This is a genomic window from Rossellomorea vietnamensis (genome assembly GCF_008180415.1).
Classification (GTDB): Bacteria; Bacillota; Bacilli; order Bacillales; family Bacillaceae_B; genus Rossellomorea; species Rossellomorea vietnamensis_C.
In genome coordinates this window covers 1-21,210 of record NZ_VTEI01000028.1, presented here as the reverse complement: position 1 = coordinate 21,210, position 21,210 = coordinate 1, and the positions used below count along the sequence as shown (strand labels likewise).

Sequence of the window (21,210 nt, the reverse complement as noted above, 5' to 3'; positions counted from 1 at the left end):
TTCTGGTTAGGTACCGTCAAGGTGCCGCCCTATTCGAACGGCACTTGTTCTTCCCTAACAACAGAGCTTTACGATCCGAAAACCTTCATCACTCACGCGGCGTTGCTCCGTCAGACTTTCGTCCATTGCGGAAGATTCCCTACTGCTGCCTCCCGTAGGAGTCTGGGCCGTGTCTCAGTCCCAGTGTGGCCGATCACCCTCTCAGGTCGGCTACGCATCGTTGCCTTGGTGAGCCGTTACCTCACCAACTAGCTAATGCGCCGCGGGTCCATCTGTAAGYGGCAGCCGAAGCCGCCTTTCCACTTTTCCTCATGCGAGGAAAAGAACTATCCGGTATTAGCCCCGGTTTCCCGGAGTTATCCCAGTCTTACAGGCAGGTTACCCACGTGTTACTCACCCGTCCGCCGCTGACTTCAGGGAGCAAGCTCCCATCAGTCCGCTCGACTTGCATGTATTAGGCACGCCGCCAGCGTTCGTCCTGAGCCAGGATCAAACTCTCCGAAAGAAGTTTGACTTGCTCATTTGCTATTTTTAAAGTATTAGCAACTTTGTAAGAACAATGTTCTTACTAGATTTACGTTGACGTTTTGAGTTGTTTAGTTTTCAATGTTCAATGTGTCTCTCTTGAGCACCAAATTAGTGTAACATAAGTCGTAATGTGGTGTCAATGTTTTTTTAAAATCAATTCGCTGTTGTTTCAGCGACAAGGAATATAATATCATGGATAACTTAAATACGTCAACACATATTTAAAAGTTTTTTTGAAAGAAAAGAAATTCCATAGAATCTATTCTTTTAAATCCACTCTTATCTATAAAGCGAAGGTTCTATCCCGTCTCCCCGAGCACCTCTGCACTGAAATCTTTTTACTCTCTTCTTACCTAGGCTCTAATTTACTAGCTGGATGCTTATATTTGGCCCTATGAAGAGTTGCATTACTGAAAACAAAAACCCCGCTTAAGATTTCAGCGGAGTCTATACGATGATATACATTTGGATGATGGTTAACCCCACTACTCCAGGTATTCCGAGAATCCCGGATATCGAAGAAGTCACCAGGTTGATTGGAACATGTATGCCGAATTGGCTTCCAAAGGCATTTAAGAAAAATAAGAACAGTGCTCCGATCAATACCTTCATGCATAGCTGTCCAGCAAATTTTGCAGGTTTGAACGGAGTCCCTGCTGCAAGCAGAAATACAATCAAACTGCTGATAACAGCGATAACCACAACCGGACTCATCATGCTTCCCTCCTTTAAAGGATAAATCGATACCTTATAGAGAGGATATGAGGGTTGTCTATCTTTTTATGACGACTTTTCTATTTTTCGCTTCCCTGAAGAAGAAAAAGTATTTGGCCTCGGCAATTTTTGATTGGTAATTGATTTCATACGAGCTCTCTATGCTTAAGTCTTCTAAAGCACGCTGTGATATCCAATCTTTTTTTGTCTCTTCCAATGAATGGAGCAGTTTATTCTCATACTCTTTTCGTAATTTACCTTTTTTTCGAAAGAACATACTCACATTCCACTCCTGTTCTATACATCTCTTCTTCCCTCTAATGCCTTGGAGAGAGTGACTTCATCCGCGTATTCCAGGTCTCCGCCTACCGGAAGCCCATGGGCGATTCTTGTAATGCGTATGCCGGATGGCTTTAAAAGCCTTGAGATATACATAGCTGTGGCTTCGCCTTCAATGTTCGGGTTTGTAGCGAGAATGACTTCTTCCACTTGTTCATCTTGAAGCCTTTTTAATAGATCGGGAACATTGATATCTTCCGGACCGATTCCATCCATAGGAGAGATTGCTCCATGGAGAACATGATAAAGGCCGTTGTATTCTTTCATTTTTTCCATCGCGATGACGTCTTTCGGATCTTGCACGACACATACAATGCTCCGGTCCCTTCTTGCATCCTCGCAGATATAACAAGGGTCTTGATCAGTAATATGGCCGCAGACCGTACAATAGGTCAGCTTTCTTTTGGCGTTCACAAGCGCCTTGGCAAATTCAAGGACTGTATCCTCTTTCATGCCTAAAACAAAAAACGCCAGTCGGGCCGCAGTTTTCGGCCCTATTCCCGGCAGTTTCATGAAGCTGTCAATGAGCTTCGATATCGGTTCAGGATAATGCATAGTAAACCTCCTAGAACATTCCCGGTAAGTTCATTCCTTTGGTGAATTGTCCCATAGTTGAGTTCGTTAGTTCATCCGCTTGTTTCAAAGCGTCATTTGTTGCAGCAAGCACAAGATCCTGCAGCATTTCGATATCTTCTGGATCTACTACATCTTCCTTGATATTCACTTCCAGCACTTCTTTATGACCGGAAACGATTACCGTTACCATTCCGCCGCCTGCTGTTCCTTCTAAGCGCTTTTCACCCAGTTCCTCCTGAGCTTGAGCCATCTGTTTTTGCATCTTTTGCATCTGTTTCATCATACCTTGCATATTTCCCATTCCACGCATAGTAAAAAACCTCCATTAATTTTATTCTCTTATTTCTATTAAATCTTCTCCTACAAGCTTTCTTGCTTCAGCAATCAACGGATCTTCCGCCTCTTCACCTGCAGCAGAATCCGGATCATCAGTTCTCTGATGCTTAATGAAATCCTCTCTCACATTCTGCCACTGGTCTTCCGGAATGCCAATCGCTTGATATTCCGTGCCGGCAAGCTGGCCAAGTATGGAGCCCAGCGCCTCTGTAAACGCTGCATTCTCCATCGCCATCTGGCAGTGGATGTCATACTTGAATTTCAGGATGAAAGAGTGGGAGGACGCGGCAACAGGTTCCGCATCATTGAGCAGTGCTGCCTGAGAGCGCATCTGCCTCTGATTGAGGACTTCAAGCATTTCTCCCCAGCGGCTCTTGATAAGATTCAGGTCTTCCTTCGTCGCTGTCTTTAATACTTCCTGTACCATTCCCGTTGCAACCTTGAAACCTTTTCGGGAAGAAGGCGCCCGCTTCTTAGGGGCAGGAGCTGATTCCTGTTGTACAGGAACTCCCTTCGCCTTAAGATGCTGCAATTCATTCTCCAGGTTCTGGACCTTCTGAATCAACTGCCCGATTTCCGGTGAAGATACCTTGTTCTCCACTTCAATCTGACAAAGTTTCACAATGGAAACCTCTATATAGATCCGGGCATGATTGGTGAATTTCATTTCTTGCTGTGCATCATTAAGTATATCAATAAATCGGTAAATATGCTGAGGTGAGACTCTTTCGGCCAATGCCTTGAAATCTTCATCGAGCATGACCCTTTCCAGTGATTCCTCGAGGTTCGGAGCTGTCTGGTGAAGCAGCATATCCCTGAAATACAGGACGAGATCTTCTGTCAGCCTTGCCGGGTCTTTTCCTTGGAAAAGCAGTTCTTCCAAAGCTTGAAGGGCGTCGGCTACTTCGTTTTCAAAAATCGCCTTGGCCAGCCTATTCAGGTAGACCTGTGATACCGCTCCCGTTACTGTCAGGGCATCATCTACCGTCACTCTGTCCTGGCTGAAGGATATCGCCTGATCCAGGAGGCTGAGGGCATCACGCATTCCCCCTTCTGCCGCCCTTGCGACTACATGCAGTGCTTTTTCTTCATATTGTACACCCGATTCATCGGCAATATGAGTCATTCGCCCAACAATATCCCTTGCAGTGATCCTTTTGAAATCGAAACGCTGGCACCTTGAAATGATGGTAAGCGGAATTTTATGCGGCTCGGTGGTGGCCAGGATGAAGATCACGTGCTTCGGAGGTTCTTCCAGTGTTTTTAACAGAGCATTGAACGCTCCGATAGACAGCATATGGACCTCATCTATAATATAGACCTTATAGGAAACCACATTAGGTGCATATTTAACTTTGTCACGGATATCTCGAATTTCTTCAACCCCATTATTGGAGGCTGCATCGATCTCGATGACATCAGGGATGGATCCGTCTGTAATCCCGATACAGGAGTCACATTCATTGCAAGGCTCTGCAATCGGAGCCCTTTCACAGTTGACTGCCTTGGCCAGGATCTTGGCAGCACTCGTTTTCCCGGTTCCCCTTGGTCCCGAGAAAAGATAGGCATGTGAGATCTTTTGCTGGAGGAGAGCATTCTGCAGTGTTTTCGTTACATGCTGCTGGCCGACTACATCAAGAAATTGCTGTGGACGCCAGACTCTATATAAAGCTTGATAACTCAAAACATTCTCCTCCTTTTATATGTATTTTAATAAAATGGCCGTTTCCAGCGAAGGCTTCAACGGGCATATTTGTAAAGTTTATTCTCATCTATCTATTATAACTTAATTAAAATTGGTTTTACAAAGACTGTTTTACGATTATCGGGGTTTTTGTTGAAGTTCTTTCTGTATACAAAAAACTCACCCCGCAAAGGATGAGTTTCATTATAAGTATTAAACTGCCGTGCACCTTCCGTCGACATGCATCCATAAGCGTTACTCAAGCAGTTAGCTCGGCCCAGGCAACCCCGCGGCACATGAGAGAGTCCACTTAATGCTGCTTCCTTCCGGACCTGACATGGTTCATGGGTTCCCATTGCGCAGGACCCGGGCGTCAACACCACTTACTTGAGGCAGACCTTACAGAGTGCAGGCCTCAGGAAGGGATTCAGCCTCGCTGGAGCGGATTGCGAGTACAGGGCACCGCTACCTCCCCGCCTAGCACGGCAAAATTGATACCATATTTAGTTGCGCCATGTCCGACGCAAATATTAGTATACTAGCTCTTACGGAAAAAAGCAACGGGTTAGACATTGTCAATTCCTGTATCCTGTTCCAGCTGTGTTTTCCTTTTTATCTTTTCCTCTTTTTTTCTAGCCCGGAGCTTGCGGAAGAAGCTCGTCAACAGCCAGCCGCATTCCTCCTGCAGCACCCCCGGCACCACCTCACATTGGTGGTTAAACCTCTCATCCTCCAAAAGATTCATCAGAGTTCCTGCGCATCCCGCTTTTGGATCGGGTGCGCCATATACTACTGTCTTGATCCTTGATAGAAGAATGGCGCCGGAACACATGGGACAGGGTTCCAAAGTGACATAGAGCTCTGCCCCTTCCAGCCTCCAGGTACCCATTTTTTCACAGGCTTGTTCAATCGCCAGCAGTTCCGCATGAGTTACGGCATTTTGAGTTGTTTCCCTAAGATTATGGGCACCCCCAATCACTTCACCATCCAGCACGACCACTGCACCGATCGGGACTTCTTCTTTTCCTTCGGCTTTCTTAGCCTCATCTATGGCAAGTTTCATAAAGTATTCCTGTTTGGTATCCACCTGTATAACCCCTAACCCTTAATAGTCACTGGCTGTATGGATAAAATCACTCTCCCCTCCCCACACTATGGCAAAAGGAGGATAACGATGAATGACCATACCGCTCTATTAATTATAGATATCCTGAATCCATTTCAATTTGAACACGGCCAAACACTTGCTGACCATACCAGGAAGATGGTAAAGCCTCTTGATTCTCTGCGCAGCGCCTGCCGGCAGCACAATATGCCCGTCATCTATATCAATGACCATTATACCCTCTGGCAGGCTGATTTGAAAAAAATCTATGATAAATGCCTGAATGACATCAGCCGGCCCATCATCGAAACATTGAAGCCTGGAAACGATGATTATTTCTTAATCAAACCTAAACACTCTGCTTTCTACGGCACCGCCTTGAATACCCTTCTTCATTCCTTAAAGGTAGATACACTCATCCTTACAGGCATTGCCGGAAATATCTGTGTGTTATTTACAGCCAATGATGCTTATATGAGGGAATTCAATCTGATTATCCCAGAAGACTGCATTGCTTCTGTAAGTGAAGAGGATAACCGGTATGCCATAGAGATGATGAAGAATGTGTTGAAGGCGGATATCGTTGAATCAGGAAGTATCATATAGCGTTACTATTGCCACGCTCTTTTCCAAATGTCCAAATGCCATATTGCTTGGTACCGGAAAAATCCTATGGGCTGGCTTACTAGTAGATTTTCGGTCCTTTATTGTTTGATTAGGACTCGATCGATAGAGCTTACGAATTACCATCAAAAATAAGAGAAATAAAAATCAGTTCCCTATGAGTAACTATCGGAAAAAAATAAGGGGAATTTCTCCCTCTATTTAGATAATTTTCGGTCCCCTAATATTAATTAAGGGGAAAATTTCCCTCTATTTCTAACGTACCTAACCTGAACTCCTAATCAGTTAATGTAACCCTCACTATTCCATATTTGGGGAATCAGCACCCTTGCACCGGCCGGGACATTTCAAAGTTAAAAAAAGAGCGTCATCCAAAAATTGTTGCAGCATTTAAGTACAAAATTACCCTTTTCCCTTTTTGAACTAAAGGTGACCTCAGAGCAGGCAATCTCCTGTGGTACTAGCAGGAAGTCTAATTCCACCGCCAAGCCCCTCTTGATCACCGCTCACCCCGCGATATTTTGCCCTCGGAGGGAACCCATCCTTGCAAAAAAAATTTTAAAAAAATCTCCCTGAATCATCATACTTCCCTCTTTTCCTGCATACATTTCTTACAGTGAAAATGTGAAAGGGAGGGCAAGTAATGCAAATCCATGTGGTCCAACCTAATCAGTCGTTGTTTGGAATTGCTCAAACATATAATTCAACTGTTGAAGATATCGTGGAAGCGAATGATCTTCCTAATCCTGACAATCTCGTCGCCGGCCAGACCCTGGTCATCCCCATTGTAGGTTTATTTTATTTTGTACAGCCGGGAGACAGCTTGTGGTCCATTAGCCGGAGGTTCGGCATCTCTTATCAAGAGCTTGCCCAGATCAACGGTATTTCCGTTAATCAGCCGCTGCAGGTAGGTTTCCGTCTTTATATCCCCGAGCGCCCGAAAACGGATGCTGAATTCAATGCATATGTAGAACCTTATGGCACAACCGTGCAGCCGAATTTGGAGGAAGCCGCAAGAGAAGCCGCTCCATATCTTACCTATCTTGCTCCTTTCGACTTTGAAGCAAAACGAGACGGTACATTGAAAGAGCCGCCCCTTGGGAATCTATTGGAGATCGGGAGGGCAAATGGAAATGTCCTCATGATGGCCATTACGAACCAAGAGGAAGGCCAATTTAGTGATGAAGTCGGAAGAATCCTCTTGAATAACCAAAACATCCAGAACAAGTTCCTGGATAATGTGGTGGCCACCGCCAAGAAATACGGATTCAGGGATATTCACTTTGATTTTGAATATCTCCGCCCCCAGGACCGCGAAGCATATAACCAGTTCCTCCGGAAAGCCAAGGCCCGCTTCAATCAGGAGGGCTGGCTTCTTTCCACCGCTCTCGCTCCTAAAACGAGCGCAGACCAAAAAGGAAAATGGTATGAAGCTCATGATTACAAAGCTCATGGGGAGATTGTAGATTTTGTAGTTATTATGACTTATGAATGGGGATACAGCGGAGGGCCCGCTATGGCGGTGTCGCCGATAGGGCCTGTCCGGGAAGTCCTGGAGTATGCGATAAGCGAAATGCCCGCATCCAAGATCATGATGGGACAGAATCTTTATGGGTATGACTGGACACTTCCTTTTAAAGAAGGAGATGTCGCCAAGGCCGTCAGCCCGCAAAGAGCCATTGAAATCGCAGCACAGAATAATGTTCCTATTCAATATGATGACGAAGCTCAAGCACCTTTTTTCACCTATCAGGACGGAGAAGGAAACCAGCATGAGGTTTGGTTTGAAGATGCAAGATCCATCCAGGCAAAATTCGATTTAATGAAAGAACTGAAGTTAAGGGGAATGAGTTATTGGAAGCTCGGCCTTCCCTTCCCGCAGAACTGGCTGTTGATCACGGATAATTTTGATGTGGTAAAAAGATAATACTGATAGAACCGCCTTCCCTTAACAAGAGAAGGCGGTTTTTTCCTTTTACTAGGTGCCTGGCCTTCCCTAAATCTATTATGGCCATGTGGAAATAAAGAGCCTTGTTTAGCAGAACTTACTTCTAAAAAGTCACCCTCGCGACTATATATTGTGTTAAAATAACACATGTCGTCATTTGACGAGTACATGTCGATTATTACACCATAATGTCGGTAAAGGAGGACATTGTATGGGAAGCATTCCATTCATTACGGTCGAAGGACCGATTGGGGTAGGGAAAACTTCTTTGGCCAAAGCGATTTCAGCTCATTTCAATTATCATCTTTTAAAAGAAATCGTAGATGAAAATCCATTTTTAGATAAGTTTTATGACAACATCGATGAATGGAGCTTTCAAACCGAAATGTTTTTCTTATGCAACCGCTACAAGCAGCTGGAGGATATAGAATCACACTTTATTTCGCACAATAAGCCAGTCGTGGCTGATTATCATATTTTAAAGAACCTCATATTTGCAGAGAGAACCTTAAAGAACAAGCAGTTTGATAAATACATGAACATTTATCAAATACTAACGGAAGACATGCCTGTACCGAATGTGGTGGTCTATTTAAACGCAAGCCTTGATACCCTTCTGCATCGAATTGCCTTAAGGGGCAGAGAGTTTGAAAAGAAGATAAGCCCTTTGTATCTGGAGCAGCTTTCCTTGGATTACGAACGCCATATCTCTCAGTTCGAAAGCAAGTATCCGAACATTCCTGTGCTTCGCTTTAATGGAGACCAAATGGACTTTGTGAAGAACAAAGATGATTTAGCACTTATTATAGATTCTTTAGATCAAACATTGAAAAAAGGAGCCACTTTATCATGAATCTTCGAAACAAATACGGGATCCCGAACAATTCCGTTATCACGATTGCCGGAACTGTTGGTGTTGGCAAGTCGACGATGACAAACGGACTTGCGAAGGCACTTGGTTTCCGCACTTCTTTTGAAAAAGTCGATACCAACCCTTACCTGGACAAATTTTATGAGGATTTCAAGAGCTGGAGCTTCCACCTTCAAGTTTATTTCCTCGCTGAGCGCTTTAAAGAGCAAAAGAAAATTTTTGAATACGGCGGAGGTTTCATCCAAGACCGTTCCATCTATGAGGACACAGGCATCTTCGCCAAAATGCACTATGAAAAAGGAAATATGTCCGCTATCGATTACGATACGTACACAAGCCTTTTTGACGCAATGGTCATGACTCCTTACTTCCCTCATCCCGACCTTCTCATCTATTTGGAAGGCTCCATCGATGATGTGGTGGACCGCATTCGTGAAAGAGGGCGCCCAATGGAGCAGCAGACTCCAGTTGATTACTGGCAGGAAATGCATATCCGTTATGAAAACTGGATCGACTCCTTCAATGCATGCCCTGTGCTGCGATTGAATATCAATGACTATGATCTCGTCAATAACGAAAATTCAATTGAGCCGATTGTTGAAAGAATTGGATATTTTATTGAACAGACACGATTGTTGAAGTCATAACAAAAAGGATGGACAAGCCGCCGGGCTGTCCATCCTTTTTGGGTTCCTTTGCAAAGCACCTACCATGGGGGCACTAAATTATTAATATCGCAAGTTCAAGTAACCCCCTCTTCGGCTCCGAGGGATATCAAAGTTATTCAAAAAGTTCATAATAACAATCTGCAGCACTTGATCTCAAAGTTGCGAGTTCACACTAAGAGTTTCAGCCAAACAAGTAAAAAACCGCTGCACAAGGCAGCGGTTTTTTTATCTCCAATATTTATGCGCTATGGTTAATTTAAAAACAATGGAGGAGGAAGAGGGATTCGAACCCCCGCGGGCTGTTACACCCCTGTCGGTTTTCAAGACCGATCCCTTCAGCCAGACTTGGGTATTCCTCCGTGTCGACAAATATTATATTATCACAGGATAAATACTGAGTCAACAATTTTTCGAGGTTTTTTTACAAAAAAATTATTGAGATATAATCTCGAGCGAAAATTGGATTTCCGCTCGAGATCGATTTCTTTTATTTAGGTTTGATGACTTCTGCTCCACGCATATATGGCCTTAGCACCTCAGGGATGACAATGCTGCCGTCTGCCTGCTGGTAGTTCTCCAGAATGGCTGCTACCGTACGGCCAAGGGCAAGTCCAGATCCATTCAATGTATGAACATGTTCCGGCTTCGCGCCAGGCTCGCGGCGGAAACGGATATTTGCACGGCGTGCCTGGAATGCTTCAAAGTTACTGCAAGAAGAGATTTCACGATAGGTCTCATAGCTTGGAATCCAAACTTCGATGTCATATTTCTTTGCAGCCGTAAAGCCAAGGTCCGCTGTACACATAGACATTACCCGGTATGGCAGGTTCAACAGCTGAAGGACTTTCTCAGCATGTCCTGTCAATTTTTCCAGCTCATCATAAGAATCCTCAGGGCGGACAAAGCGGACAAGTTCCACTTTATTGAATTGATGCTGGCGGATCAACCCTCTTGTATCTCTTCCGGCAGATCCCGCTTCAGAACGGAAGCAGGCACTGAATGCTGTATAAGCAATCGGAAGCTGGTCATTTGCCAGAATCTCATCGCGGTGATAATTGGTGACAGGCACTTCTGCTGTCGGGACTAGGTAGTAATCTTCACTTTCAATCAGGAATGCATCTTCTTCAAATTTAGGAAGCTGCCCGGTACCTGTCATGCTCTCACGGTTGACCATGTATGGCGGAAGCATTTCTTCATAACCGTGTTCATCCATATGAAGGTCCATCATGAAATTAATAAGAGCACGTTCCAATCTGGCACCCAAGCCTTTATAAAAAACAAAGCGGCTTCCTGTTACTTTACTTGCTCTTTCAAAATCAAGAATGCCAGAATCTGTTGCAAGATCCCAGTGAGGCTTAGGTTCAAAATCGAAAGTTGGGACTTCTCCCCATTTACGTGCTTCTACGTTATCCTCCTCCTCAGCTCCGACAGGAACACTTTCATGAGGAATATTAGGAATAGAAAGCATCAAATGGTCAAGACTTCCTTCCACTTCTTTTAATTCTTCATCCAGCTTCTTAATTAAGCCGCCGACTTCCCGCATTTCAACGATCAGGTCATCCGCATTTTGCTTCTCTTTTTTCATTTCGGCGATTCGTTGAGATACCTCATTGCGCTTACTCTTTAAGTTTTCTGTTTCCACAAGCAATTCTCTTCTTTTTACATCAAGCTCTTCAAACTTTTCAAAATCACTTAAATCTTCCCCGCGGTCTTGAAGGCGGTTCTTCACTTCTTCAAAATTTGCTCTTAAATATCTAATATCCAGCACTTTTATTTCCTCCTTGTTATCGGCTCGAGAATTTTCAGGAACACAAAAAACCCCCATCCCATAAAAGGGACGGAGGTTCCGCGTTGCCACCCTGATTGAAAATAGTAAGAAACTACTTTCCTCTTAAGTAATATAACGGTTCTCACCGAAAGGGCCTAGTTGCAGCAGTGCTGCGTTCAGTCCTTTACTCAAGGATGGATTCATGAGGTGCTTACATCGGTTTTCACCAGCCACCGACTCTCTGAAGAAAGCAGTCCGCATTACTATTTCCTCTCAACGTTTTCGAGCGATTAAGTTTGTATAATAAGTTACTACAATTATGGCCTCAATGCAATAGGATTATGCCATTTGTTTTTCTTTTGTTTCTTCCACCATCTTGATGAAATAACCAGTCAGGCGGTTATCCGATGTTAATTCGGGATGAAACGAACAGCCTAGGAACTGACCTTCACGAGCCAGTACGATCCTGCCATCATGCTTCGCCAGCACTTCGACATTCTCTCCTGCCTCCACGATATGAGGGGCACGGATGAATACCGCATTATACCCTTCACCTACATGGGCAATATCAAGGTCCACTTCAAAACTTTCACGCTGGCGCCCGAATGAATTCCGCTCAACAGTTACATCCATGACACCAAGATGAGGTTCAGCATATCCAACGATATTTTTCGCCAGCAGAATCAGGCCGGCACAGGTTCCGAAAACAGGCTTCCCTTCATCAATAAATTTTCTCATCGGGTCCATAAAATCATAGAGATCAATCAAACGGCGCATCGTTGTGCTTTCTCCACCAGGGAAAATCAGTCCGTCGATGCCTTCAAGCTGAGCCGCCTTCTTAACCACAACTGCTTCAGCTCCATTTTCCTGAATGGCACGGACATGTTCTCTAACAGCCCCCTGGAGCCCTAATACTCCGATCGTAACCATTCTTACCAGCCGCGTTCTTGCATGCGTGTTTCAGGAGTCAGAGAAGAAATCTCAATTCCTTTCATCGCAATACCAAGATTTTTAGAAAGTTTTGCAATCAGCTCGTAGTCTTCGTAGTGTGTAGTAGCCTCTACAATCGCCTTAGCGAAACGTTCAGGGTTGTCTGATTTGAAGATACCGGAACCTACGAATACGCCGTCTGCACCAAGCTGCATCATAAGAGCGGCATCTGCTGGCGTCGCCACACCGCCGGCAGCAAAGTTAACAACAGGCAGTCTGCCGTGTTCTTTGATTTCCAGTAGTAATTCATATGGAGCACCAAGCAATTTCGCTTCTGTCATGATTTCATCCGTGTTCATTGTCACAAGCTTACGGACCTGCGCATTCACTTGTCTCATGTGGCGGACAGCCTCTACGATGTTGCCTGTACCAGGCTCACCTTTTGTACGAAGCATAGAAGCTCCTTCGCCGATACGTCGTGCTGCTTCCCCTAAATCACGGCAGCCGCATACAAATGGTATAGTATAATCCCTTTTATTCAAGTGGTACTCTTCATCAGCCGGAGTCAATACTTCACTCTCATCGATGTAGTCCACACCCATTGATTCCAGGATACGTGCTTCAACGATATGCCCGATGCGTGCTTTCGCCATAACAGGGATTGAAACAGCTCCCATAACCTCTTCTACAATACGAGGATCCGCCATTCTCGCTACCCCGCCCGCTGCACGGATGTCAGCTGGTACACGTTCCAATGCCATAACCGCAACAGCACCTGATGCTTCTGCGATTTTTGCTTGCTCGGCGTTTACTACGTCCATGATTACGCCGCCTTTTTGCATTTCAGCCATTCCACGTTTAACTAAGTCTGTACCCGTTTTCATTTCTATATGTCCCCCTTCAGATTTCCTATATATATTTTCAACCAAAAAGCAGTATTATTGTAAGGAAAAAATTAACTAACTCTCTCAGGAATATATTTTTCCCCCATGCTAAATAAACAACAAAAACCACCTTATGTCAAGACAAGTGGTGGTTTTTGGGTATTAACTATCCTAATTCATTAGCTGGGTCAGAACCAGCCTTTTACAGTGGACGTAATGCTTCCCCAAATATCAGAAAAGAATCCGCCTACGGCTCTCATGGATAAAGTGAACCAGTTTGCTTTTTCTACTGCATCTGCCGTTACAACTGCGGCTTGTCCGCCTGCAGCTGCGTTGTCTGTGATGAAGCCAAGGTCATCCCCGCCCTCGACGGTAAGGTAGCCGACCTGCTCTTCATCTTTGATTGGGGCTGTAAGCTGTTTATCTTCATTTAATTTTTCCTCATTCAACACTAATTGAGGTGTGAAATCCTTCTCGCCATTTTTAACGACCATCGTTAATGGCTCTTTTGAATGAATCGTAATTTCTTTTTCTTTCCCTTTTACAACCGGAAGAGTTTTCTGGCCTTTCACCTCATAATTAGCAGGGAAGATCTCTTCTTTAGTGAAGTTGTTGAAAGCGTAATTCAGCATGTTCGCTGTTTGGGCGAAACGAGCATGATATTCATTTTCTCCTTCGTTTGGATGTGCGTCCATTACGACGGTTATATATCTCGTACCATTTCGCTCCGCCGTTCCTGTAAAGGAGTAACCGGCAAAATCGGTTGTGCCTGTTTTTAATCCATCCATTCCTTCATAGGAATAAACGAGCCCTGGAAGCATCCAGTTCCAGTTCTGCATCTTGACACTTCCAAATGTTTTCTCTGTAATCTGGGCAGTCTCCAATACCTCTGGGTAATCATTCAGTAAATGAAAGGCAAGCTTGGCAGTATCGTTTGCTGACATAACATTTTCTTCGTCAGCTCCCGTACCTTCAGGCCTCATTTCTCCAAGATCAGCATTGTTCAAGCCAGTTGAGTTAACAAATTTATAAGATTGAAGGCCAAGTTCTTCAGCCTTGTCATTCATCATTTTAATAAAGTTTGATTCAGAGCCAGCGATGATGTCCGTAATAGCCATAGTAGCAGCATTTGCAGAGTAAATCGCCATTGCTTCATATAATTCTCTTACTGTGTATTGTGCTTCAGCTTCTAATGGTACATTACTTAAATCTGTTCTATGGGAAAGATTTGAAAGTGGGACAGGTATCGTATACTTCTGCTCCCAATCAACTTTTCCTTCATTAACTGCTTCAAGCAGCAAGTATTCTGTCATCATTTTTGTCATACTTGCAATTCCCAGGGCTGTTTCCGAATTCTTTTCATAGATGATTTTGCCTGTTTCAGCTTCCACTATGATTGCTGCTTCCGCATTAGCGTTCAGTGCATCTTCAGCATTCGCAGAAATTGCCGGTTGGAAAACTCCTGCTGCTAATACTAAGACCAAAAAAGAAACGACAGATTTTTGAAACCATTTTTTCACTTTGTAGCCCTCCATCAATTTATGTAAACACTTTTGTTATTTTATCATATTAGCACTATTTATAATAGATAGAGTATTTTCCTAGTTTAGGAAATAAAAAGCGCAAGCGCCTTGATCAGCCCCGACAGGCAAATGTTCCTCAGAGAAAAAAAGGCGCACTTTCCTTTTATTCTCTGGGGGTTATTTGACCCCGAGGGGCTAGGCGCTGGAGCTGGATTGATAAAAAGCGGAAGCGCCTTGATCAGCCCCGACAGGCAAATGTTCCAAAGAGAAAAAAAGGCGGTCTTCCCTTTTATTCTCTTTGGGTTATTTGACCCCGAGGGGCTAGGCGCTGGAGCTGGATTGATTACAAAGCCGAAAGGCCCTTCTCGCTAAGAATACACCTAATCAAAGAAAAAGCCTGAAAGCAGGCTTTTTCTTTGACGGTATTCCTTGAAATCTATTAAAGCGAATAGTTCGGTGCTTCTTTCGTGATCTGCACATCATGCGGATGGCTCTCACGAAGTCCAGCACCTGTCATTTTAATGAATTGAGCTTCTTCCCTTAAAGCTTGAAGATCCTTTGCACCGCAGTACCCCATACCTGACCGCAAACCGCCGATCAGCTGATAAAGTGTATCTGAAAGTGGTCCTTTATAAGGAAGTCTTCCTTCAATCCCCTCTGGAACGAACTTCTTGTTTTCTTCCTGGAAGTAACGGTCTTTCGATCCCTTTTCCATGGAACTGACAGAGCCCATGCCTCGGTATACTTTAAAACGTCTGCCCTGGAAGATTTCCGTTTCGCCGGGGCTTTCTGTCGTTCCGGCAAGAAGGCTGCCGAGCATGACAGCATGTCCACCAGATGCCAGTGCTTTCGCAATATCACCTGAATATTTAATACCGCCATCCGCGATAATTGCTTTCCCATGCTTTCTGGCTTCTGTAGCACAATCATAAATGGCTGTAATTTGCGGTACTCCCACTCCAGCTACTACTCGTGTAGTACAAATCGATCCAGGACCGATTCCCACCTTGACGACATCAGCACCTGCCTCAAATAATGCACGCGTAGCTTCTGCTGTTGCCACGTTCCCAGCGATGATATTCAAATCTGGATATAGTCCACGGATTTCCTTCACAACCTGCAGAACTCCTGCTGAATGTCCATGGGCAGTATCAATCACAATGACATCAACTTGGGATTTAACCAACTGTTCAACCCTTTTCATTGTATCACCGGAGACACCCACTGCTGCACCTGCCAGCAAACGGCCATGCTTGTCTTTGGCGGAGTTCGGGAATTCAATGACCTTCTCGATGTCTTTAATGGTAATGAGACCCTTCAACACCCCATTCTCATCAATCAATGGCAGCTTCTCAATTTTATACTGCTGCAGAATTTTCTCTGCTTCATCCAGAGTAGTGCCTACTGGAGCTGTTACCAAGTTCTCTTTCGTCATTACATCCGATATCAAGATGGAGTAATCCTGTATAAAACGTAAATCCCTGTTGGTTAAAATTCCGACTAATTTCTGTTCTTCACTATTATTTACGATTGGAACACCTGAAATGCGATATTTGCCCATCAGATGTTCTGCATCAAAAACCTGATGCTCTGGAGATAAGAAAAATGGATCGGAAATGACTCCGCTTTCTGAACGCTTTACTTTATCCACCTGCTCAGCCTGCTGCTCAATGCTCATATTTTTATGAATGATTCCCAGGCCGCCCTGCCTTGCCATAGAAATAGCCATTTCTGCTTCGGTGACAGTGTCCATACCTGCACTGATCACTGGAACATTCAAATTCAACGTACTTGTCAAACTTACCTTAATGTTGACATCCTTTGGTAAAACCTCTGACTTTGCAGGAAGAAGCAGAACATCATCGAACGTTAAACCCTCTTTAGCAAATTTCGTTTCCCACATTTTTCTCGTCCCCCTTTTCTCAAAATATTATTAGTAGGTTATCAATTGGTTAAAATACTGTCAAGATGATATTTAGTAGTTAGATTATTCGGATAACTTGGAGGTTATAAAATGATATCCCCCTTATCAGTTTGGGAATCACTAAGCTGTTTTCATTCTGCAGAAATGGCACAGAAATACCTAAAAAAATGCTATCAAAAAATCTCTCTGAACGAAGCAGACGTACAAAGCTATAACAACTGCTATCCTTTTATATATTATCTTGAACAAGGCGAGCTATACTTTAAACAGGCACTGGCCACCCCTCTGTCTATTCAGCCAATTCTGCTCTTCTATGGGTACATTCATCTCATAAAGGCATGCATACTAACCATCGATCCGTTCTATCCCCAGAACACATCAGTCCTGGCTCACGGGGTAACAAGCAGAAAGAGAAAGAAACAGCAGTACAGCTTCTTGAAGGATGAAATAAAAATACAAAAAAATGGGCTGCTTTCCCACTTCGCCCAAGAAATGTTTCACGTGAAACATTTAGAAGCTGAGAAATTCCAAATGGATGAATTACTATCACAAATACCAGAGATGAACGATACTTTTAAGCTGATCTTTAATAAACGAACACATTTTCCCTTGTCTCTAAATGGACAGATTCTTTCTTTTCCAGATGAAATTCTTCATCATTATCATATGTCTGAAGAACGCCTTCATCAGTTTTTACAAGAAAAAACAGAAAACAGGGTTGATGTTCAAAATGGACAGCTTTCTTTCCAGGATGCAGTATGTGGGGAGATTCCACCCATAAGGCTAAATAATAAGACAAGCCAATACTCACTGCCCTGTGACCGCACACAAGCATACACACTGCCCGAACCAATCATCCATTACCTGCTCCTGTACAACCTGAGCATGATTGCACGATATGAAACAGAATGGTGGAGTGAACTATTAAAATCAAATTCATCCGATGACTATCCGATCATCAAGAACTTTCTCTATCTCTCACTGGAGAAGCCTCCAGCTTTAATAAAAGACTACCTTCTATCCAATTTATGAATAAAGGCAGAAACGCTGTATTAAGTCTCACCTATAAAGAAGAAACGGCATACAAACTTAGAGTCAGCTTATCACCCCTTTAAATCTTTTCTGCCCATTCACTGTATTGAAGTCAAAGAGCCGGCTCACTGGTCTCCCTGCTGTGATAGTTATTTCATTCACCTCGCCCCACCTTAGTAAAATTCTTTTCATGATATATAGTCTAGCCGTCTAAATAGTGATAGTAGAGGAATTGTGGTTACTAAAAACGTGAATTCACTTAAAGTGAATTCACGCTGAAATTTTATCTAAAAAATGGCGAGAAAACTCCCTCTTCAAGCGTGTGAAGGGCATAGCCCAACGGTAAGGGGGAGATGAATCGCCTGCCTTTGGTCTCTACTAAAAAAACTTTGAAAGAAACATACGTTCCCAAGGTACCATCTTTCTTGGTATAATTACTACAAGGAGGTGAAACCATTTGAATGTTAAAAAAACCTTTAAATTCAGGATCTATCCAAATCACCAACAAATTGAATTAATCAATAAAACGTTCGGTTGTTGCCGGTTCATCTACAACTATTTTGTTGGGAAACAAAAGGTGAAGGGCATAGCCCAACGGTAAGGGGGAGATGAATCGCCTGCCTTTGGTCTCTACTAAAAAAACTTTGAAAGAAACATACGTTCCCAAGGTACCATCTTTCTTGGTATAATTACTACAAGGAGGTGAAACCATTTGAATGTTAAAAAAACCTTTAAATTCAGGATCTATCCAAATCACCAACAAATTGAATTAATCAATAAAACGTTCGGTTGTTGCCGGTTCATCTACAACTATTTTGTTGGGAAACAAAAGAACAAAGACGCTTATTGGTCTATCGTAAATGAAATGGTACAGAATGGGCAGCTTTTACAGAACAATTGGAAAGGTGAATTTTTCAACAAGAACCAATCCATTAAAGCTGTTCGAGAGCTCAAGAAGACCTATTCATTCTTGAAAGAAGTCGATAGTATTGCCCTTCAGAAATCAGTTGAAATCGTTCATGATTCCTACACACGATATTACAAGAAACAAAATCGTTTACCTCGCTTCAAATCGAAGAAGAATCCTGTTCAATCCTATACCACAAAGTTTGTGAACGGAAATCTACAAGTGAAAGATCAACACATCAAATTGCCAAAACTCGGCCTGGTTCGCTTGGCCAAGAGTCGTGAGGTCGACGGGCGAATAATGAACGCCACCATTAGACGAAACCCTTCAGGTAAGTTCTTCGTTTCGATTATGGCTGAATCAGAAGTTCAACACTATAAAGAAAACCGGCACCTCTGTCGGAATCGACGTAGGTTTAAAGGATTTCGCTACTCTTTCAGATGGCACAACCTATAAAAACCCCCGCTTTTTCCGTACACTAGAAAAGAAAATAATGAATGCCCAACGCATTCTTTCTAGGAGGCAATTGGGTTCTTCGAATTGGACTAAACAAAAAAAGAAAGTTGCCCGGCTGCACGAAAAAATCGCTAATGCAAGAAAAGATATGCTGGATAAAATCTCTACCGAAATAGTCAAAAACCACGACATTATCGGCATTGAAGATTTGTCCGTCAAAAAAATGTTAAAAAACAAAGACCTTTCAAAAGGAATCAGCGAAGTAAGCTGGGCCCAATTCAGGTCTATGTTAGAATACAAATCATTATGGTACGGTAAACAGGTGATAGCAGCAGCAAAAAATTTCCCTTCCAGCCAGCTATGTTCTGTATGTAATCATAAGTATAAAGCCGTTAAAGATCTTGCGTTGCGTGAATGGACGTGTCCAACCTGTAAAAGCAGCCATCAAAGGGATCTTAACGCAAGTATAAATCTTCGCAACGAAGCATTGCGATTAACCGCAGGGACTGCGGAGTTAGCCTAACCAAAAACGAACCAATAGGTTTGTGTTCTTAGGAATCCCCCACTTCAAGCGACCTGTAAGGGCGATAAGTGGTGGGTAGTTCAAAGGATCTTCTCTAAATCTTCTTTAATCTTTTTGGGAGATGTTTGAGGTGCGTATCTATTTACCACATTACCTTCCCGGTCAACCAGAAACTTTGTGAAGTTCCATTTCACTTCGGAGGTCATTAACCCTTTCTTCTCTTTGATCAGATACTTAAACAAAGGATGAGCACCTTTCCCTTTTACATCCACTTTTGAAAACATCGGAAAACTAACTCCATAGTTTACTTTGCAGAATTCCATAATATCATCATTATTATCAAATTCCTGATTCATAAATTGATCTGAAGGAAAACCTAAAACCGTGAATCCCTTATCCTTAAATTCTTCATAAAGAGACTGCAGTTCTTCAAACTGAGGAGTAAACCCACATTTGCTGGCAGTATTCACAATCACCATTGCTTCTCCCTTAAACTCACTCAATGATACTTCGTCACCATTAGGTTTAACCGCATCAAAATCATAAATTGAAGTCATCTCGAATCTCTCCTTTGTTCTATATACTTAAAGACTAAGGGATAGGACTGGGAGAAGCAAATTTGAATGTTGTGAGAGAAATTCCTCGATTCAATAAAGGCAGGAGAAGGAATAATACAAGTTAAAGTTAGTGATGTATTTTAACCCATAAATTAGATACAAGAGGATGGCATATACACTGCTTGCTGGATATGTATGCTGGCTCTCTCTCCCTCTAGTTATTGATCTCCCCCCCCCTCCTGCGTTGGATTCCACAAAATGAAGATATATCTATGCCGAAACAGGGGCACTCATTTATTCAGAAACGCAACGTGAGGACATATCTACTTCAAAAACTAGTCACTCATGTACCCAGAGCCTCAGAGTGAGGACATATCCACTCCTTAAACAAGTTACTCATGTACCCAGAGAAAAACTTTTTTGGAGATCTCCCCTTCTTCTTTAAACACAAAAAAGGAGCACCCCTCGGGTACTCTTTGCTTTGCCTGGCGACGTCCTACTCTCACAGGGGGAGGCCCAACTACCATCGGCGCTGAAGGCTCGGACGGCGATGAGCGGCGAATCTCTTCGTCCGCTTCGCTCGTTCGCATCCTCATGGGCGGTTGCCCACTGCGGTGCTCTCTCCCTTTCGTCCTCGACCTTCTTGCTCCTCCCCATCCTCGCTCCTGCGTTATAAGAGAGTCTATTTTTGGGGATCTCCCCCTATTATTTGAACACAAAAAAAGAGCACCACTTCGGGTACTCTTTGTCTTGCCTGGCGACGTCCTACTCTCACAGGGGGAGATCCCCCAACTACCATCGGCGCTGAAGAGCTTAACTTCCGTGTTCGGCATGGGAACGGGTGTGACCTCTTCGCCTTAGTCACCAGACATATTCTGTTGAAAGAACATCGTTCTCTCAAAACTAGATAAAGTATTAGAAGAAAGAAGAAAGCATTCCGAGTTTCGCTGCATTTTGCAATCCAGCTCCGGCGGCTAGAGGCTCGGGGTCATATGTCATCAATCAGCCGAGGGCAAATACCACCCTCATCTGCTTGCTGTCATATGCCTGTCGCCTCTATTCAAGCCGCCTGCGCTTTTTACTGTGGTTAAGTCCTCGATCGATTAGTATCTGTCAGCTGCACGTGTCGCCACGCTTCCACCTCAGACCTATCTACCTGATCATCTTTCAGGGATCTTACTCACATAAAGTGATGGGAAATCTCATCTCGAGGGGGGCTTCATGCTTAGATGCTTTCAGCACTTATCCCTTCCGCACATAGCTACCCAGCGATGCCTTTGGCAAGACAACTGGTACACCAGCGGTGCGTCCAT

Annotated in this window: 19 protein-coding genes, 1 tRNA gene, 3 rRNA genes, 1 other RNA gene, 1 pseudogene and 1 other annotated feature; of the genes and pseudogenes, 8 read left to right on the top strand and 17 right to left on the bottom strand. The window is 43.6% G+C overall.

Annotated elements, in window-relative coordinates; genetic code table 11:
* The 8 genes from FZC78_RS22925 to tadA all read right to left on the bottom strand — a co-directional run.
* Positions 1-505 (bottom strand): 16S ribosomal RNA (locus tag FZC78_RS22925); the annotation flags it as partial.
* A 470-nt stretch (positions 506-975) separates the two neighbouring features.
* Positions 976-1,242, bottom strand: coding sequence for a pro-sigmaK processing inhibitor BofA family protein (locus FZC78_RS22920; protein WP_148942380.1), 267 nt, complete (start codon positions 1,240-1,242; stop codon positions 976-978).
* Positions 1,243-1,300: 58 nt separating this feature from the next.
* Complete coding sequence (locus FZC78_RS22915) at positions 1,301-1,519, bottom strand: YaaL family protein (RefSeq protein ID WP_148942377.1); 219 nt, start codon at positions 1,517-1,519, stop codon at positions 1,301-1,303.
* A 20-nt stretch (positions 1,520-1,539) separates the two neighbouring features.
* Complete coding sequence (gene recR, locus FZC78_RS22910) at positions 1,540-2,136, bottom strand: recombination mediator RecR (protein WP_148942376.1); 597 nt, start codon at positions 2,134-2,136, stop codon at positions 1,540-1,542.
* Between the two features lie 10 nt (positions 2,137-2,146).
* The gene (locus FZC78_RS22905; protein WP_148942375.1) at positions 2,147-2,467 is read right to left on the bottom strand and encodes a YbaB/EbfC family nucleoid-associated protein; all 321 of its coding nucleotides are present in this window, start codon (positions 2,465-2,467) and stop codon (positions 2,147-2,149) included.
* A 21-nt stretch (positions 2,468-2,488) separates the two neighbouring features.
* Complete coding sequence (dnaX, locus tag FZC78_RS22900; RefSeq protein WP_148942374.1) at positions 2,489-4,177, bottom strand: DNA polymerase III subunit gamma/tau; 1,689 nt, start codon at positions 4,175-4,177, stop codon at positions 2,489-2,491.
* 221 nt (positions 4,178-4,398) lie between these two features.
* Positions 4,399-4,663: signal recognition particle sRNA large type (ffs, locus tag FZC78_RS22895), an RNA gene on the bottom strand.
* A 79-nt stretch (positions 4,664-4,742) separates the two neighbouring features.
* Entirely contained in the window at positions 4,743-5,264 is a 522-nt protein-coding gene (tadA, locus tag FZC78_RS22890; RefSeq protein ID WP_215727420.1) for a tRNA adenosine(34) deaminase TadA, read from the bottom strand.
* Positions 5,265-5,351: 87 nt separating this feature from the next.
* On the opposite strand from tadA, the gene FZC78_RS22885 reads away from it, so the two are divergent.
* The 4 genes from FZC78_RS22885 (at position 5,352) to FZC78_RS22870 (ending at position 9,372) form a co-directional block, all read left to right on the top strand.
* Positions 5,352-5,888: an isochorismatase family cysteine hydrolase gene (locus FZC78_RS22885; protein ID WP_148942373.1), complete on the top strand. Its 537-nt coding sequence runs from the start codon at positions 5,352-5,354 to the stop codon at positions 5,886-5,888.
* Positions 5,889-6,549: 661 nt separating this feature from the next.
* A complete protein-coding gene (locus FZC78_RS22880; RefSeq protein WP_148942372.1) occupies positions 6,550-7,833 on the top strand; it encodes a glycosyl hydrolase family 18 protein in 1,284 nt (427 codons plus the stop codon).
* A gap of 232 nt (positions 7,834-8,065) precedes the next feature.
* Entirely contained in the window at positions 8,066-8,707 is a 642-nt protein-coding gene (locus tag FZC78_RS22875) for a deoxynucleoside kinase (RefSeq protein WP_148942371.1), read from the top strand.
* Positions 8,704-9,372 carry a deoxynucleoside kinase gene (locus FZC78_RS22870; protein ID WP_148942370.1) on the top strand — a complete coding sequence of 223 codons (669 nt, stop codon included), beginning with the start codon at positions 8,704-8,706 and terminating at the stop codon, positions 9,370-9,372. Before FZC78_RS22875 ends, FZC78_RS22870 begins: the two co-directional genes overlap by 4 nt.
* A gap of 287 nt (positions 9,373-9,659) precedes the next feature.
* Here the strand turns inward: FZC78_RS22870 and FZC78_RS22865 are convergent.
* From FZC78_RS22865 to FZC78_RS22845, 5 genes are all read right to left on the bottom strand, one after another.
* Positions 9,660-9,752, bottom strand: a tRNA-Ser gene (locus FZC78_RS22865).
* Positions 9,753-9,880: 128 nt separating this feature from the next.
* Positions 9,881-11,161, bottom strand: a complete 1,281-nt coding sequence (gene serS, locus FZC78_RS22860) for a serine--tRNA ligase (protein ID WP_148942369.1) — start codon at positions 11,159-11,161, stop codon at positions 9,881-9,883.
* Between the two features lie 62 nt (positions 11,162-11,223).
* Positions 11,224-11,447 (bottom strand) — a binding site (T-box leader).
* Between the two features lie 53 nt (positions 11,448-11,500).
* Entirely contained in the window at positions 11,501-12,091 is a 591-nt protein-coding gene (gene pdxT / locus FZC78_RS22855) for a pyridoxal 5'-phosphate synthase glutaminase subunit PdxT (protein WP_148942368.1), read from the bottom strand.
* 2 nt (positions 12,092-12,093) lie between these two features.
* The gene (gene pdxS / locus FZC78_RS22850) at positions 12,094-12,975 is read right to left on the bottom strand and encodes a pyridoxal 5'-phosphate synthase lyase subunit PdxS (RefSeq protein WP_148942367.1); all 882 of its coding nucleotides are present in this window, start codon (positions 12,973-12,975) and stop codon (positions 12,094-12,096) included.
* 188 nt (positions 12,976-13,163) lie between these two features.
* Positions 13,164-14,510 (bottom strand): D-alanyl-D-alanine carboxypeptidase family protein, encoded by a 1,347-nt coding sequence (locus FZC78_RS22845; RefSeq protein WP_148942378.1) that lies wholly within the window; start codon positions 14,508-14,510, stop codon positions 13,164-13,166.
* 96 nt (positions 14,511-14,606) lie between these two features.
* Between FZC78_RS22845 and FZC78_RS23975 the strand changes: the two genes are divergently transcribed.
* The gene (locus FZC78_RS23975) at positions 14,607-14,870 is read left to right on the top strand and encodes a hypothetical protein (protein WP_187445069.1); all 264 of its coding nucleotides are present in this window, start codon (positions 14,607-14,609) and stop codon (positions 14,868-14,870) included.
* 67 nt (positions 14,871-14,937) lie between these two features.
* On the opposite strand, the gene guaB is transcribed toward FZC78_RS23975, so the two are convergent.
* The gene (gene guaB, locus FZC78_RS22835; RefSeq protein ID WP_148942366.1) at positions 14,938-16,401 is read right to left on the bottom strand and encodes an IMP dehydrogenase; all 1,464 of its coding nucleotides are present in this window, start codon (positions 16,399-16,401) and stop codon (positions 14,938-14,940) included.
* A gap of 111 nt (positions 16,402-16,512) precedes the next feature.
* On the opposite strand from guaB, the gene FZC78_RS22830 reads away from it, so the two are divergent.
* The 3 genes and pseudogenes from FZC78_RS22830 (at position 16,513) to tnpB (ending at position 19,340) form a co-directional block, all read left to right on the top strand.
* Complete coding sequence (locus FZC78_RS22830; protein ID WP_148942365.1) at positions 16,513-17,454, top strand: YaaC family protein; 942 nt, start codon at positions 16,513-16,515, stop codon at positions 17,452-17,454.
* Between the two features lie 457 nt (positions 17,455-17,911).
* The gene (locus tag FZC78_RS22825) at positions 17,912-18,055 is read left to right on the top strand and encodes a helix-turn-helix domain-containing protein (RefSeq protein WP_252183714.1); all 144 of its coding nucleotides are present in this window, start codon (positions 17,912-17,914) and stop codon (positions 18,053-18,055) included.
* A 111-nt stretch (positions 18,056-18,166) separates the two neighbouring features.
* Positions 18,167-19,340, top strand: a pseudogene (tnpB, locus tag FZC78_RS22820) (IS200/IS605 family element RNA-guided endonuclease TnpB).
* Positions 19,341-19,420: 80 nt separating this feature from the next.
* On the opposite strand, the gene FZC78_RS22815 reads toward tnpB, so the two are convergent.
* The 3 genes from FZC78_RS22815 to FZC78_RS22805 all read right to left on the bottom strand — a co-directional run.
* Positions 19,421-19,897, bottom strand: coding sequence for a glutathione peroxidase (locus tag FZC78_RS22815; RefSeq protein ID WP_148942364.1), 477 nt, complete (start codon positions 19,895-19,897; stop codon positions 19,421-19,423).
* Positions 19,898-20,649: 752 nt separating this feature from the next.
* Positions 20,650-20,766: ribosomal RNA gene (gene rrf / locus FZC78_RS22810) — 5S ribosomal RNA — on the bottom strand.
* A gap of 214 nt (positions 20,767-20,980) precedes the next feature.
* A 23S ribosomal RNA gene (locus FZC78_RS22805) occupies positions 20,981-21,210 on the bottom strand; the annotation flags it as partial.

Bases quoted from the DNA above. Each gene is read 5' to 3' on its own strand.
- FZC78_RS22920 (WP_148942380.1), bottom strand. From the start codon at position 1,242: ATGAGTCCGGTTGTGGTTATCGCTGTTATCAGCAGTTTGATTGTATTT.
- FZC78_RS22915 (WP_148942377.1), bottom strand. From the start codon at position 1,519: ATGTTCTTTCGAAAAAAAGGTAAATTACGAAAAGAGTATGAGAATAAA.
- recR (WP_148942376.1), bottom strand. From the start codon at position 2,136: ATGCATTATCCTGAACCGATATCGAAGCTCATTGACAGCTTCATGAAA.
- FZC78_RS22905 (WP_148942375.1), bottom strand. From the start codon at position 2,467: ATGCGTGGAATGGGAAATATGCAAGGTATGATGAAACAGATGCAAAAG.
- FZC78_RS22885 (WP_148942373.1), top strand. From the start codon at position 5,352: ATGAATGACCATACCGCTCTATTAATTATAGATATCCTGAATCCATTT.
- FZC78_RS22880 (WP_148942372.1), top strand. From the start codon at position 6,550: ATGCAAATCCATGTGGTCCAACCTAATCAGTCGTTGTTTGGAATTGCT.
- FZC78_RS22875 (WP_148942371.1), top strand. From the start codon at position 8,066: ATGGGAAGCATTCCATTCATTACGGTCGAAGGACCGATTGGGGTAGGG.
- FZC78_RS22870 (WP_148942370.1), top strand. From the start codon at position 8,704: ATGAATCTTCGAAACAAATACGGGATCCCGAACAATTCCGTTATCACG.
- pdxT (WP_148942368.1), bottom strand. From the start codon at position 12,091: ATGGTTACGATCGGAGTATTAGGGCTCCAGGGGGCTGTTAGAGAACAT.
- pdxS (WP_148942367.1), bottom strand. From the start codon at position 12,975: ATGAAAACGGGTACAGACTTAGTTAAACGTGGAATGGCTGAAATGCAA.
- FZC78_RS22845 (WP_148942378.1), bottom strand. From the start codon at position 14,510: ATGGAGGGCTACAAAGTGAAAAAATGGTTTCAAAAATCTGTCGTTTCT.
- guaB (WP_148942366.1), bottom strand. From the start codon at position 16,401: ATGTGGGAAACGAAATTTGCTAAAGAGGGTTTAACGTTCGATGATGTT.
- FZC78_RS22830 (WP_148942365.1), top strand. From the start codon at position 16,513: ATGATATCCCCCTTATCAGTTTGGGAATCACTAAGCTGTTTTCATTCT.
- FZC78_RS22815 (WP_148942364.1), bottom strand. From the start codon at position 19,897: ATGACTTCAATTTATGATTTTGATGCGGTTAAACCTAATGGTGACGAA.